At 66.1% G+C, this 14,635-nt stretch carries 12 protein-coding genes; 9 read left to right on the plus strand and 3 right to left on the minus strand.

The window, feature by feature from the left end:
- The first annotated feature begins 16 nt into the window (after positions 1-16).
- The 5 genes from AC1G9C_RS11665 (at position 17) to AC1G9C_RS11685 (ending at position 4,271) form a co-directional block, all read left to right on the plus strand.
- Positions 17-1,153 carry a catalase family protein gene (locus AC1G9C_RS11665; RefSeq protein WP_457787296.1) on the plus strand — a complete coding sequence of 379 codons (1,137 nt, stop codon included), beginning with the start codon at positions 17-19 and terminating at the stop codon, positions 1,151-1,153.
- A gap of 250 nt (positions 1,154-1,403) precedes the next feature.
- On the plus strand, positions 1,404-1,673 hold the full coding sequence (locus AC1G9C_RS11670; RefSeq protein WP_021443626.1) for a hypothetical protein: 270 nt from the start codon (positions 1,404-1,406) through the stop codon (positions 1,671-1,673).
- A 126-nt stretch (positions 1,674-1,799) separates the two neighbouring features.
- Positions 1,800-2,819 carry a GlxA family transcriptional regulator gene (locus AC1G9C_RS11675; protein ID WP_480410266.1) on the plus strand — a complete coding sequence of 340 codons (1,020 nt, stop codon included), beginning with the start codon at positions 1,800-1,802 and terminating at the stop codon, positions 2,817-2,819.
- On the plus strand, positions 2,812-3,051 hold the full coding sequence (locus tag AC1G9C_RS11680) for a DUF1272 domain-containing protein (RefSeq protein ID WP_480410267.1): 240 nt from the start codon (positions 2,812-2,814) through the stop codon (positions 3,049-3,051). The genes AC1G9C_RS11675 and AC1G9C_RS11680 overlap by 8 nt, the downstream gene beginning before the upstream one ends.
- A gap of 47 nt (positions 3,052-3,098) precedes the next feature.
- Complete coding sequence (locus tag AC1G9C_RS11685) at positions 3,099-4,271, plus strand: MFS transporter (RefSeq protein ID WP_480410406.1); 1,173 nt, start codon at positions 3,099-3,101, stop codon at positions 4,269-4,271.
- A gap of 74 nt (positions 4,272-4,345) precedes the next feature.
- Here AC1G9C_RS11685 and nfuA read toward each other — a convergent pair whose 3' ends face one another.
- Positions 4,346-4,930, minus strand: a complete 585-nt coding sequence (gene nfuA, locus AC1G9C_RS11690) for a Fe-S biogenesis protein NfuA (RefSeq protein WP_021443630.1) — start codon at positions 4,928-4,930, stop codon at positions 4,346-4,348.
- A gap of 147 nt (positions 4,931-5,077) precedes the next feature.
- Positions 5,078-7,354, minus strand: a complete 2,277-nt coding sequence (locus tag AC1G9C_RS11695; protein ID WP_480410268.1) for a fatty acid cis/trans isomerase — start codon at positions 7,352-7,354, stop codon at positions 5,078-5,080.
- Between the two features lie 152 nt (positions 7,355-7,506).
- Between AC1G9C_RS11695 and metH the strand changes: the two genes are divergently transcribed.
- The gene (metH, locus tag AC1G9C_RS11700; RefSeq protein WP_480410269.1) at positions 7,507-11,217 is read left to right on the plus strand and encodes a methionine synthase; all 3,711 of its coding nucleotides are present in this window, start codon (positions 7,507-7,509) and stop codon (positions 11,215-11,217) included.
- A gap of 102 nt (positions 11,218-11,319) precedes the next feature.
- Here the strand turns inward: metH and AC1G9C_RS11705 are convergent, their stop codons facing one another.
- Complete coding sequence (locus AC1G9C_RS11705) at positions 11,320-11,610, minus strand: DUF1883 domain-containing protein (protein ID WP_122107959.1); 291 nt, start codon at positions 11,608-11,610, stop codon at positions 11,320-11,322.
- A gap of 177 nt (positions 11,611-11,787) precedes the next feature.
- On the opposite strand from AC1G9C_RS11705, the gene AC1G9C_RS11710 reads away from it, so the two are divergent.
- The 3 genes from AC1G9C_RS11710 to AC1G9C_RS11720 all read left to right on the plus strand — a co-directional run bounded on the left by AC1G9C_RS11710 (position 11,788) and on the right by AC1G9C_RS11720 (position 14,604).
- Positions 11,788-12,390, plus strand: coding sequence for a hypothetical protein (locus tag AC1G9C_RS11710; RefSeq protein WP_021443919.1), 603 nt, complete (start codon positions 11,788-11,790; stop codon positions 12,388-12,390).
- Between the two features lie 144 nt (positions 12,391-12,534).
- Complete coding sequence (locus tag AC1G9C_RS11715) at positions 12,535-13,560, plus strand: DUF5924 family protein (RefSeq protein ID WP_480410270.1); 1,026 nt, start codon at positions 12,535-12,537, stop codon at positions 13,558-13,560.
- Positions 13,561-13,575: 15 nt separating this feature from the next.
- Entirely contained in the window at positions 13,576-14,604 is a 1,029-nt protein-coding gene (locus AC1G9C_RS11720; protein ID WP_397498429.1) for an RNA methyltransferase, read from the plus strand.
- Positions 14,605-14,635 lie beyond the last annotated feature (31 nt).

Raw genomic sequence — 14,635 nt, forward strand, 5'->3', positions numbered from 1 at the left:
TGAAGGAAGACATCCGATGCTCGAAACGCTCTGGCTGTGGTTCTGCCGTCTGTTCGGCCGGCTGCTGGCCCTGCTGCTCATCCTCGCCGGCCTCGCCTGGGCGCTGGGTGAACTCTATTACGCCTGGAAATTCTCCGGCCCGGTCTCCAGCGAAGAACAGATTCCGCCGGGCGAAGCGGCGCTGACCCGACTGATCATCGAAGACGCCGTGCGCATCGTCGAACAGCACCGCGACAACACCCGTGTGCTGCGCGATGCCCACGCCAAGGCACATGGCTGCGTCAAGGCCGAAGTGCAGGTGTTGGAAGATCTGGACGAGAGCTTACGTCATGGCGTATTCAGCGAGCCGGGGCACACTTGGCAAGCCTGGATGCGCCTGTCCAACGGCAACGCCTACCCGCAGTTCGACCGCGCCCGCGATGCCCGCGGCATGGCCATCAAGCTGCTCGAGGTACCAGGCGAGAAGCTGATGAAAAGCCCCGCGCATGCCGGCGAACAGGACTTCGTGATGTTCAACCATCCGGTGTTCTTCGTGCGCGACGTGGCCGAATACCGCAGCAACTTCGCCGCCCAGGCCGACGGCAAGAAGGTGCTGGCCTTCCTGCCCAGCTGGGATCCGCGCAGCTGGGAAATCCGCCACCTGATCATCGCCCTGAAAACCCTGGCGCCGGCGCCGGAAAGCCCGGTGGCGACCACCTACAACTCCATCGCGCCGTTCAAGCTCGGCCCGCACAACATCAAGTACCGGGTGGTGCCGGCGCCACAGCACTGTCCACCCTACCAACTGCCGGAGCAGAACAGCGCCCTGCCCAACTTCCTGCGCAACGCGCTGTACCAGCAACTGTCGCTGGATCGCGCGCCGGCCTGCTTCGAACTGCAGGTGCAAAGGCAGAATCCGCAGTACTACATGCCCATCGAAGACACCAGCGTCGAGTGGGACGAAAAGATCGCGCCATTCGAAAGCGTGGCACGTATCAGCGTGCCGGCTCAGGACTTCGATAGTCGCGAACAGAATCTGTTCTGCGACAATTTGTCCTTCAATCCCTGGCATGCCCTGCCGGAACATCGGCCGATTGGCGGTATCAACCGTTTGCGCCAGGCGGTATATGAGGCGGTGAGCGCTTATCGCCATCAACGCAATGCTGCGCCCTGAGCCACAGGGCGCGCGGTTCCGGGCCTGCAGCCGGTAGAGCGAAACAGGAAAAAGGAACTTTCGCGGCAGAAAGTTGTAAAGGGCAGGACGTTAAAACTTCTTTACCGGACACTTTTGCGAACTGCGTTAAAACTTTTTTCGGTACCGTGTGACTTATAGGTCGACTGCGTTCATCAACAGCTTTGACAGGCCAACTCAATAAACCGCTGGCCGCCATTATTGCTGGGATCAACTCGGAGATACCGACCCCATGAACACCCCGCTGCGTTTTAACGAAGCCCTGCTGATTGCCGATCGCGCCTTCCGCCCGTTCCAGTGCGTGGCCTGGGCCCAGCAGGACGGCACCGGCGTCGTCAGCATCAGCGTCATCGACCGCACCAGCACCCGCCTGCTCGGCCGCACCCAGCTGTCCAGCGCCACCTACAGCGACCCGCAACAACTGGCCGATGCCCTGCAGCGCTCCCGCGAGGAACTGCGTCGCCAAGGCTTCGACCTGGCGCCCTGGAGCATGCCGGAGTAAGCCCGTTCGGGGCGCCGCCCGGCGCCCCCTGAGTTTTGCTACCCCTTGGCAATATCTGTGGGCTTATTGTCCTTGTTGCCATGATCCTGCCGGCGCAGACTGCCTCCAATTCCCAAGGAGGCCCTTATGGATGCGCTCAGAACCATCGCCTGCCTGATCTACCCCGACGTCATGAGCCTGGACGTCAGCGGGCCGTTGCAGGTATTCGCCTCGGCCAACGTCGAACGCCAGCGCCAGGGCCTGCCGCCCTGCTACCGCATTCGCCTGCTGGCCGACGAGGCCGGCCCGGTGAGCACCTCCGCCGGTTTCCAGCTGGTGGCCGACGGCAGTTGGCGCCAGCTCGACGGCGCAACCCTGGATACCCTGCTGGTTCCCGGCGGTCTGGGCGAAAGCCGGCAATGCGCCAATGCGCCGCTGCTGGCCTGGCTGCGCGAGAACGAGCCGCGCGTGCGCCGGCTCGGTTCGGTTTGCTCCGGCGCACTGATCCTCGCCGCCGCCGGTCTGCTCGACGGGCGCCGCGCCACCACCCACTGGGCCGACGTGGAGACCCTGCGTCAGGGCTATCCAGAGGTGGAGGTGCTGGGCGACTGCCTGCACACCTATGACCCGCACGACCTGGGCGGTGCCGCGCACCTCTTCACCTCCGCCGGGGTCACCGCCGGTATCGACCTGGCCCTGGCGCTGGTGGAGGCCGATCTGGGGCGGGCCATGGCCCTGGCGGTCGCTCGCCGCCTCGTGATGTTCCTGCGCCGGCCCGGGGGACAAGCACAGTTCAGCGCCCTGCTCAGCCCGGAGCCAAGCCGCGTGCCGCGCCTGGCGACCCTGCTCGAATGGATCCCCGCCCACCTCGGCGACGACCTGTCGCTCGAGGCGCTCGCCGCCCAGGCACGCATGACCCCGCGCACCCTGTCGCGGGTGTTCAGCCAGGAACTGGGCATGGGGCCGGGCCGCTACGTCGAGCGCGTCCGCCTGGAGGCCGCACGCAACCTGCTGCAGGACGCCCAGGCCTCGATCGCCACGGTGGCGCGGCTGACCGGCTTCGGTCATGCCGAGAACCTGCGGCGCAGCTTTCACAAACACCTGGCCGTCAGTCCGCAGGACTACCTGCAGCGCTTCGGCCAGCGCCAGGAGAACGCCCATGCTTGAACTGCGCCCCAACTGCGAATGCTGTGACCGCGACCTGCCGGCCGACAGCCTGGACGCACTGATCTGCTCCTTCGAGTGCACCTTCTGCAGTGCCTGCAATGAGCGGGTTCTGCACGGCAGCTGCCCGAACTGTGGCGGCGAACTGGTCAGGCGACCGATCCGTCCAGCCGAAAAGCTGGAGCGTTTCCCGGCCTCCTGTCAGCGCGTGCTCAAGTCCGCCGACTGCGACTAGAAGCAAGATACCTCGAGACCCTAGCTGTTATCTGGAGCCAGCTGATGCTGCTGATACGTAACCCTTCGATCCGCATACTGTTTGCCGGCCAGGCACTGTATTGGTCCTGCTCGATGATCGGGATCACCCTGACCGCGCTGGTGGGGCTGCAACTGGCCCCCTTGAATGCCCTGGCGACCCTGCCACTGGGCTTGTGGATGCTGGGCAACTTGTTCGCCGTACAACCCTTGTCGCTGTTTATGCAGCGCCATGGTCGTCGCCCTGGCTTGCTGCTCGGCGCCGGTGCCGGCGTGGTGGGCGGTTTGCTCAGTGCACTGGGCGTCTGGCTGGCCGATTTCGCCCTGTTCTGCCTGGGTGCACTGCCCATTGGCGTCTATCAGGCGTCGGCGATGTACTACCGCTTTGCCGCGTTGGAGGCCGCCGAAGAGGCGCACAAGGGCCGCGCCAGTGCCTATGTGATTGGCGGCGGCGTACTGGCGGCCGTGCTGGTACCGAGTATGACGCTGTGGGCGCGCTCCGCCCTGAGCACGCCTTTTGTCGGTGCCTACCTGCTGATCGCGATCCTGGCAGCGCTCGCTGCGTTGCTGATGATGAAGCTACCGGAGGGCACTGCACCGCGCCGGGCCAAAGCTGGCCTCGGTGAGCTGAGACTGCTGCTGCGCCGCCCGGTGGTACGCGCGGCGATCGCCACCACGGCGATTGGCAATGGGCTGATGGTCTTGGTGATGAATGCCACGCCCCTGGCCATGAACCTTTGCGGATTTGGCCTGGCCAGCAGCGCCCAGGTGATTCAATGGCACATGCTCGGCATGTTCCTCCCGGCCTTTCTGGCGGGTCCCTTGGTGGATCGCCTCGGCAGCCGGCGGGTAGCCGTGCTGGGCGGGGTGATAATGCTGGCAAGTGCCGCCATAGCCTTGGCCGGCCTGCAGCAGTTGCACTTTCTGCTCAGCTCGCTGCTGCTCGGGCTGGGCTGGAACCTGATGCTGGTCGCCGGCACCACCCTGCTGGCCGAAGGCCACAGCGACACGGAACGTGGCCAGGCCCAGGGCTTGATGGAATTGCTCAACGGCCTGATGGCGGCCTGTGCCGCGTTCACCGCCGGCGCGCTGATCAGCGGCCTTGGCTGGGACGCGATCAACCTGATTATCCTGCCCCTGGTAGGCCTGGCCATGCTGATGTTGCTGCCGGCCAGGCGTGGCCTGCTGGAGGCCGCCGGCTAAGCCGATGCACCCAGCCAGGCAGCAAAAAGGCGACCCATGGGGTCGCCTTTTCATTTGACTCGCAACTGGGTGCCTCAGTAGTAGGCGTTTTCCCGGTTGCTGTGGTCGGTCACGTCGCGCACGCCCTTGAGTTCGGGAATGCGCTCGAGCAGGGTTTTCTCGATGCCTTCCTTGAGGGTGTAGTCGGCCTGACCGCAGCCCTGGCAGCCGCCGCCGAACTGCAGCACGGCGATGCCTTCGTCGACCACGTCGACCAGGGTCACCTGGCCGCCATGGCTGGCCAGGCCGGGGTTGATCTCGGTCTGCAGGTAATAGTTGATGCGCTCGTTGAGCGGACTGTCTTCGTTGACCATCGGCACCTTGGCGTTCGGTGCCTTGATGGTCAGCTGGCCGCCCATGCGGTCGGTGGCGTAGTCGACCACGGCGTCTTCGAGGAAGGGCTCGCTGACCGCGTCGATCCAGGCGGTGAAGCTGGCCAGGCCGACGGCGGTGTCTTCAGGTTTCTGCTCACCCGGCTTGCAGTAGGCGATGCAGGTTTCCGCATAGGACGTGCCCGGCTGGGTGATGAACACGCGGATACCGATGCCCGGCGTGTCCTGCTTGCTCAGCAACTCGGCCAGGTAGTCTTCGGCGGCTTGGGTAATGGTGATGGCGCTCATGGCAACTCCTCGCAAACATGGGCGCAGTGTACGCCAGTGCGTTGCGCGGTTAAAGCCCAAGCAAATTAGTAGGAATTAATTGCAGCTATGGCGACCGCCGGGATAGGTTGGTCGCCACAGGTGGGTGCCGAGCTGACGAAGCCCAAGCTACAGGTTCTGGTAGCGGTTCATGTCCAGCACGCCGGCCTCCAGCGGCTGGGTCTCGCGGATATGCTCGGCCAGGTCGTGGAAATAGCGCCAGAACTCGGGGTGGCTGCGGCGAATGCCCCAGCGTTCGACGATGCGCTCGAAGGCCTTGGCATCGGCGGCGCGTTCCATTTGCGCGACGAACGTGTCCATCTCCTCGGCCTTGAGGCTGAACAGGAAGTTCGGGTAGCTGCTCAGCACCTCCGGGTAGATGGTCAGACTGTCCAGGCGCGGCTGGTAGCGCAGCTCTTCGCCGAGCATGAAGGCCACGTTGCTGTGCGCACGGTTGCGCAGCAGGCTGTAGACCTCGCGCGAGCCGTCGCTCAGCTCGACCCGCAACAGGGTCGCCTCCGGCAGCTGCTCGATCACCCGCAGGCCGCCGGCCGGGCGACTGGCCAGGCGCGCCAGCGCCTGCTCGGCGTGCTGCAGCTCCGCCGCCAGCCCCTCGCGGTAGCAGCGTGCGCCGGTGCAGCGGTTGATCGGGTCGGGCCGGGCATTGAGCTTGGTCAGGCGCTGCAGCAGTTGCTCGGCGAACTGACGCTTGGGGTCGCCGCCGTCCAGCGCCAGCGCGCTGGGCGTGCGGTAGTCGACCGCGGTGTAATCCAGCCACATCTTCAGCTTGCCGCTGTTCTGGTACCAGTCGTCCAGGTAGCCCTTGCGCGCCTGGGCCGGCAACAGGCGGAGGAAGTTGACCTCGGCGCCGTTGCGGATCAGATCGAAGTACAGGCGCGTCTGCGCCTGGTGCGAGACGTTGCCGAACACGTCGAAATTGACCACCAACTGGTAGTAGGTGCGCTCCAGCAGCGGGTAGTCCATCCACCAGAGGGTCTGCGGGATCTCGCCGAGCAGCCCCTTGCGCACCGAGGCGCTGTCGTGCTGACGGAAGATCGACAGCAGCGCGTTGTCGTTGCCTCGCCAGATATGCGCCCAGTCGGCCGGCGGCGCGTCGGCGTAGGCGTCCTTGCGCAGGTTCTCATAGTGGTTGCGCTTGTCCCGGTAATTGCGCCACAGCCCGGGCAGGTCGCCGATCTCGTCGAACTGCCCGGGCATCGCCAGCAGCGGCGTGGCCTGGGCGCGATAGTCGGCATCGGTGATATAGAGGTCGTGCTGCGGGTCCTGGAACAGTGTCCAGAAATTGTCGCGGATCACGTCGGTGGCGATCTGTCCGCGGCACACCGGGCCGCGAATAAAGGTACGCACGAAGTACTCGGCGTTATCCAGCATGAACTGGTAGCGCGCCCGCGGCGGGATCGCGGCGAAGGTCTCGAAGGGGTTGGCGCGGCGCTGCGCGCCGTAGCCGGGCACCGCGTCCAGCGGCCAGTCCTCGGCGAAGAACAGTTCCTTGACCCGCGCCAGCTTGGCGCTGCTCAGCGGATAGGTGATGTGGGTCTTGTGCACGATAACGCCCTGGATCGGCCACAGGCGATAGTGGAACGCGGTGCCCGGGTCGTCGTTGGGGCGGCGCGTGGCAATCGGATCGATGGCCTGGCCGCTGGGCGTGCGCGAGCGCACCAGCTGGAAGAAATGCCCCGGCTCGCCGCCGTCGACATGCAGATGGGCGAGAAACAGGTGCTCGTAGAGCCAGCGCGATACCAGGTTCTGCCGCGCGCCGGGGGCGTTGAGGAAGGCCTCCCACTCGGCGATCTGCCGACGCTCGGTGGCGTTGGGGTACAGGGCCTGCTCGGTCACCGGCGCGCCCTGCTCCAGCCATTGCTGCAGGGTGGCGTACTCGGCGTCGCTCAGGCCGGCGACGGCGAAGGGCATGCCGCCGTGAGCATTTTTCTTGGCATAGGCGGCGAACTCGCCGGGCAGCGGGCAGCTGTTGCTGCGGTTGATGGAGATGTCCAGGGCCTCCGGCAGCTTGGCACCCGCTTCCAGCGGTTGGCTGCGCCCCAGTTCCAGCATGCGTTTGAGCAATGCGGCCTGGCCGTTCCCGTCGCCGAGCACCGAGTGGAAATCGCGTTGGCGCCAGGCGGCCTCGCCCTGGGCATCCAGGTACAGGCGCGAAGTGGCTTGCGCCTTGGTCCGCGTGCCGTCGTACACCGGCTGCTTGCTGGCGCCGCGCATCAGCCCTTCGCCGCTGCCCAGGTTGAGTTGGCAGGGCGCGTCGTAACAGGCGTGGCAGGCCACGCACTTGTGGGTGAGGATGGGCTGGACGTCGTTCGCGTAGGAAATCGGCTCGGCCCGCGCCAGACCGGCTGCGAAGGAAAGAACAAACAGGGCAGCGGGCTTGAGCATGGCAACTTCCTTGATGACGATAACGGCGATTCTAGCCAGATGTCGCCGCCTGCAACATGAGCGCAATTCATGCAAAAGGCGCAGGCACTCCAGAACCCTGCAGCTTTGCTATCATCGCGCACCTTTGTTCCCGCTTTGCTCAGGTAGTTCCCATGTCCGATCGCAGCGCCCGCCTCCACGCCCTCCAGCAAGCCCTGAAGGAGCGCATCCTGATCCTCGACGGCGGCATGGGCACCATGATCCAGAGCTACAAGCTGGACGAGGCCGACTATCGCGGCGAGCGCTTCGCCGACTGGCCGAGAGACGTCAAGGGCAACAACGACCTGCTGCTGCTGTCGCGCCCGGACGTGATCCAGGCCATCGAGAAGGCCTACCTGGATGCCGGCGCCGACATCCTGGAAACCAACACCTTCAACGCCACCCAGGTGTCCCAGGCCGACTACGGCATGGAGGCGCTGGTCTACGAGCTGAACGTCGAAGGCGCGCGGCTGGCCCGTGAAGTGGCCGATGCCAAGACCCTGGAAACCCCGGACAAGCCGCGCTTCGTCGCCGGCGTGCTCGGCCCGACCAGCCGCACCTGCTCGATCTCCCCCGACGTCAACGACCCCGGCTACCGCAACGTCAGCTTCGACGAGCTGGTGGAGAATTACACCGAGGCCACCCGCGGCCTGATCGAGGGCGGCGCCGACCTGATCCTGATCGAGACCATCTTCGACACCCTCAACGCCAAGGCGGCCATCTTCGCCGTGCAGGGCGTGTTCGAGGAACTCGGCATCGAACTGCCGATCATGATTTCCGGCACCATCACCGATGCCTCCGGCCGCACCCTGTCCGGCCAGACCACCGAGGCCTTCTGGAACTCGGTGGCGCACGCCAAGCCGATTTCCGTGGGCCTGAACTGCGCCCTCGGCGCCGCCGACCTGCGCCCCTACCTGGAAGAGCTGTCGAACAAGGCCGGCACCCATGTCTCGGCTCACCCCAACGCCGGCCTGCCCAACGCCTTCGGCGAGTACGACGAGACCCCGGCGGAAATGGCCGCGGTGGTCGAGGAGTTCGCCGCCAGCGGCTTCCTCAACATCATCGGCGGCTGCTGCGGCACCACTCCGGCGCATATCCAGGCCATCGCCGAGGCCGTGGCCAAGTACCCGCCGCGGGCGATCCCGGAGATTCCGCGCGCCTGCCGCCTGTCGGGCCTGGAGCCCTTCACCATCGACCGCAATTCGCTGTTCGTGAACGTCGGTGAGCGCACCAATATCACCGGCTCGGCCAAGTTCGCCCGACTGATCCGCGAGGAAAACTACACCGAAGCGCTGGAAGTGGCGCTGCAGCAGGTGGAAGCCGGCGCCCAGGTGATCGACATCAACATGGACGAGGGCATGCTCGACTCCAAGGCGGCGATGGTGAAGTTCCTCAACCTGATCGCCGGCGAGCCGGACATCTCGCGCGTGCCGATCATGATCGACTCCTCCAAGTGGGAGGTGATCGAGGCCGGCCTGAAATGCATCCAGGGCAAGGGCATCGTCAACTCCATCTCGATGAAGGAAGGCGTCGAGCAGTTCAAGCACCACGCCAAGCTGTGCAAGCGCTACGGCGCCGCCGTGGTGGTGATGGCCTTCGACGAGGTCGGCCAGGCCGACACCGCCGCGCGCAAGAAGGAAATCTGCAAGCGGTCCTACGACATCCTGGTCAACGAAGTGGGCTTCCCGCCGGAAGACATCATCTTCGACCCGAACATCTTCGCCGTGGCCACCGGTATCGAGGAGCACAACAACTACGCGGTCGACTTTATCGAGGCCTGCGCCTACATCCGCGACGAGCTGCCCTATGCCCTGAGTTCCGGCGGCGTGTCCAACGTGTCGTTCTCCTTCCGTGGCAACAACCCGGTGCGCGAGGCGATCCACTCGGTGTTCCTCTACTACGCGATCCAGAACGGCCTGACCATGGGCATCGTCAACGCCGGCCAGCTGGAAATCTACGACGAGATCCCCAAGGAGCTGCGCGACGCGGTCGAGGACGTAGTGCTCAACCGCCACGACGGCGCCACCGAGGCGCTGCTGGCCATCGCCGACAAGTACAAGGGCGACGGCGCCGCCAAGGAAGTGGAAAACGAGGAATGGCGCTCGCTGCCGGTGAACAAGCGCCTGGAACACGCGCTGGTCAAGGGCATCACCGCCTTTATCGTCGAGGACACCGAAGAGTGCCGCCAGCAGTGCGCGCGCCCCATCGAGGTGATCGAAGGCCCGCTGATGAGCGGCATGAACCTGGTCGGCGACCTGTTCGGCTCGGGCAAGATGTTCCTGCCCCAGGTGGTCAAGTCCGCGCGGGTGATGAAGCAGGCGGTGGCGCACCTGATCCCCTTTATCGAAGCCGAGAAAGGCGACAAACCCGAGGCCAAGGGCAAGATCCTCATGGCCACGGTCAAGGGCGACGTGCACGACATCGGCAAGAATATCGTCGGCGTCGTTCTGGGCTGTAACGGCTACGACATCGTCGACCTGGGCGTGATGGTGCCGGCGGAGAAGATCCTGCAGACGGCGATTGCCGAGAAATGCGACATCATCGGCCTGTCCGGCCTGATCACCCCCTCGCTGGACGAGATGGTCCACGTGGCCAAGGAAATGCAGCGCCAGGGCTTCACGCTGCCGCTGATGATCGGCGGCGCCACCACCTCCAAGGCGCACACCGCGGTGAAGATCGACCCGCAGTACAGCAACGACGCGGTGGTCTACGTCACCGACGCCTCGCGCGCCGTCGGCGTGGCCACCCAGCTGCTGTCCAAGGAGCTCAAGGCCGACTTCGTGCAGAAAACCCGCGAGGAATACGTGGTGGTGCGCGAGCGCACCTCGGCGCGCGCCTCGCGCACCGAACGCCTGAGCTATGCCGACGCCATCGCCAACAAGCCGCAGTTCGACTGGGCCGGCTACAACGCGCCCAAGCCGAGCTTCATAGGCGCGCAGGTGCTGGAGGATATCGACCTGGCCACCCTGGCCGAGTACATCGACTGGACGCCCTTCTTCATCTCCTGGGACCTGGCCGGCAAGTACCCGCGCATCCTCACCGACGAAGTGGTCGGCGAAGCCGCCAGCGCGCTGTTCGCCGACGCCCAGGCGATGCTGAAGAAGCTGATCGACGAGAAGCTGATCAAGGCCCGCGCGGTGTTCGGCTTCTGGCCGGCCAATCAGGTGGCGCACGACGATATCGAACTGCGCGACGCCCAGGGCAAGCCCATCGCCCTGCTCCACCACCTGCGCCAGCAGAGCATCAAGGCGGACGGCAAGCCGAACCTGTCACTGGCCGACTTCGTCGCGCCGAAGGAGAGCGGCAAGACCGACTATGTCGGCGGCTTTATCACCACCGCCGGCATCGGCGCCGAGGAAGTGGCCAAGGCCTACGAGGCCAAAGGCGACGACTACAACTCGATCATGGTCAAGGCCCTGGCCGACCGCCTGGCCGAGGCCTGCGCCGAGTGGCTGCACGAACGTGTGCGCAAGGAGTACTGGGGCTATGCCGCCGACGAGCAGCTGGCCAACGAAGACCTGATCAAGGAGCAGTACAAGGGCATCCGCCCCGCTCCCGGCTACCCGGCCTGCCCGGACCATAGCGAAAAGGCCACTTTGTTTAGGCTGCTCGACCCCGAGGCCGGCTACAACCAGGCCGGGCGCAGCGGCGTGTTCCTCACCGAGCACTACGCCATGTTCCCGGCGGCCGCGGTGTCCGGCTGGTACTTCGCCCACCCCGAGGCGCAGTACTTCGCCGTCGGCAAGGTGGACCAGGACCAGGTCGAGAGCTACAGCAAGCGCAAGGGCCAGGACATCGCCGTCAGCGAGCGCTGGCTGATGCCGAATCTGGGCTACGACGGCTGACGCGGGCTCGCGTTGCGTAGGGTGGGCAACGCTCTGTTTGCCCACCGCTGCCTGGCCAATCGAAAACGCCTTGCGCGCTTTCCGGACTATGCCCGAGCGCCGTCAGACCCTGCTGCGCACGATCTTGATCGAGTACTCCATCTGCGGCTTGCGCGTCACGCTGACGGCACGGCGGCTCACGGTATCCAGGGTGATGTTCCAGAAACCGCTGCTCGGCACGCGGATCTTCGCCGGGAACTTGATAAAGGCGCCGCCGTGGTAGCTGTGCCGGCCACGGTTCTTGAAGGCGCGGAAGTTGGCGTCGTTCATCAGGCGGATATTGCAGGGCTGCGAACACTCGATGACCACCAGGTCGCCCTCGTTCAGCTGTTCGCGTTGATGGATGAATTTCATGCGTGCTTCCGGTTGGATCGGGGGCGCGACGATAGCACGAGCGCGCGCCGCGGGCAGCGCCGAGACGACGGGGCGCGCCTGCTCAAGCGCTGCTAGGCTGATTTCAGCCGCCGCGCCGGAGCGCGCGGCAAGCACCTTCGGCAAACGCAGCACGTCGCCTCTCGCAGGAGCCCGCCCATGAAGATATCCAGCTTCCTTGCCCCCGTTCTCGTCGCCGGCCTGCTACACGGCGGTTATAGCCAGGCCGAGGAGCAGCTCGGCGGCGAGCATGACCGCAGCGAATCCTTCGAACCGGGCAAGCCCGGCGGCGCGGTGCTCGAAACCGAGGAGGTACACGCCAAGGTCAGTGCCATCGATACCGCCACGCGCAGCTTTACCCTCACCGACGAGCAGGGGCACAGCCGCACCCTGCAGGCACCGCCGGAGATGCGCAACTTCGAGCAGCTCAGGGTCGGCGACCAGGTGCGCGCGATGATCGGCCTGGAACGCATCGTCCAGCTGCGCGAGCCGGGCGATACCAGCGAAGACGGCGCCGCCGGCATCCTGGCCACCACACCGGAAGGCAGCAAGCCGGGCCTGCTGATGGCCGAGACGCTGGAACTCACCGCGGTGATCAAGGCCATGGACAGCACCCAGCGTACCGCCACGTTGCAGTTCGCCGACGGCAGCCAGCGTACCGTCAAGGTGCGCCCCGACGTCGAGATGAAACCCGAGTACCTGGGCCGCGAGCTGGTGCTGCGCATGACCTCGGCGGTGGCCGTTAGCGTCGAGGCGCAGTGATAGCCGACGGCTGAACGGGCAGGCGAGGCCGTAGCGCTGGCGCCCCGCGGCAACGGCCGTTAGCGCGGCGCAGTCACGGCCCGGGCTGGACACCCCGGGGAGCGGGCCCTAGCATGCGCGGCCACGCCGTCGTACAGCGCCGCCATGAAAATCCTGCTAGATCGCATCCCCACCCTGCTCGCCTGGGTCCGTCGCTACCCCGGCCTGGTTGCCGCCTTCGGCTTCTGCTCGGGGTTGGCCAGCTTCCTGCTGGTCGAGCGCCAGGCCAATCTGGCCAAGGTGCTCGGCGTGGTGCTGCTGGCCAGCTGGTTGTGGCTGATGCTGGAAAACCTGCTGCGCGAGCACATCGCCCGGCGTTTCGGCTTCGAGCTGCCGATCCCGCTGCTGCGCTATGCGACGCAGATGATCCATCAGGAAAGCCTGTTCTTCGTCCTGCCGTTCTTCTTCATCACCACCACCTGGAATAGCGGCCAGTTGCTGTTCAGCGGCCTGCTCGCCGTCGCCGCGCTGATATCCATTACCGATCCGCTCTACTACCGCTGGCTGGCGGCCCGGCGCTGGCTGTTGCTGATGTTTCACAGCCTGGCGCTGTTCGCGGTGATGCTGACCGCGCTGCCGATCATCTTCCACCTCAGCACCCCGCAGAGCTACCGCGTCGCCCTGGTCCTGACCACGCTACTGACGCTGCCGAGCCTGCCCGGGCTGATCGGCTTCGTCGGCTGGCGCCGCGCCGTGGCCCTGGCCGCGCTGCCGCTGATCCTCGGCGCAGGCGGCTGGCTGGCACGCACCTGGGTGCCGCCGGCCACGCTCTGGCTGAACGAGGTGGCGGTGACCACCGAGTTCGACGGGGCGCAGCGCTCGCCGGGGCGCTCGATCGAACGCATCAGCCCGGCCCAACTGAGCGCCGGCGGGCTCTACGCCTACACCGCGATCAACGCGCCGCGCGGGCTGAACGAACGCATCTACCATGTCTGGCGCCACGACGGCCGCGAGGTCGACCGCATCGCCCTGGATATCCAGGGCGGGCGCAAGGAGGGCTACCGCGCCTGGAGCCACAAGCAGAACTTCCCCACCGAGGCCCAGGGCCGCTGGCAGGTGCAGGTGCTTACCGAGGCCGGGCAGCTGATCGGCGTGCTGCGCTTCGACGTGGCCGACGCCCCCGGCACCTGATAGCATCCGCGCCCCATGCAGCTCGCCGATCTCACCCAACGCCTCGCCGCCCTTGGCGCCAAACCCCAGCACATCGGGCGGATCACCCGCGCCTGGCTGCAGGGCAAGGCGCTGGACACCGGCACCAAGCACCAGAAGACCGAGAACTTCCTGCCGCTGTCCGTACGCCAGGGCCTGCCGGCGCTTGCCGCCGACCTCGATAAGCTCGCCCGGCTGCGCTCCGAGCATCCCGGCGCCGACGGCTCGGCGCGCCTGCTGGTGGAGCTGGCCGACCAGCAGATGGTGGAAAGCGTGCTGCTGCCGCGCGATGGCCTGTGCATTTCCAGCCAGGTCGGCTGCGCGGTGGGCTGCGTGTTCTGCATGACCGGCAAGAGCGGCCTGCTGCGCCAGCTCAGCAGCGCCGAGATGGTCGCCCAGGTGGCCCTCGGCCGGCGCTTTCGTCCGGTGAAGAAGGTGGTGTTCATGGGCATGGGCGAGCCGGCGCACAACCTCGACAACGTGCTCGAGGCCATCGACCTGCTCGGCACCGAGGGTGGCATCGGCCACAAGAACCTGGTGTTTTCCACGGTGGGCGATCCGCGGGTATTCGAGCGTCTGCCGCAGCAACGCGTGCGCCCTGCCCTGGCGCTGTCTCTGCACACCACCGACGCCGAGTTGCGCCAGCGCCTGCTGCCCAAGGCGCCGCGCATCGATCCCGAGCAGTTGGTGGAACTGGGCGAGGCCTACGCCCGCTGCATCGACTACCCGATCCAGTACCAGTGGACACTGCTCAAGGGCATCAACGACAGCCAGGAGGAAATGGACAACATCCTGCGCCTGTTCAAGGGCAAGTTCGCCGTGCTTAACCTGATTCCCTACAACAGCCTGGAAGCCGACGACTACCAGCGCCCGGACGGAGAGCGCATCGTGCAGATGGTGCGTTACCTGCACAGCCGCGGCGTGCTGACCAAGGTGCGCAACTCGGCCGGCCAGGATATCGACGGCGGCTGCGGCCAGCTGCGCGCCCGCGCCAGCGAGCTGATCCCGCTGCGCCGGGTTCGCTGACCCCGCCCGCAGGGTGTAGCCGGGCCGCCTA

The sequence above is a fragment of the Pseudomonas sp. ABa2 genome (genome assembly GCF_056676075.1).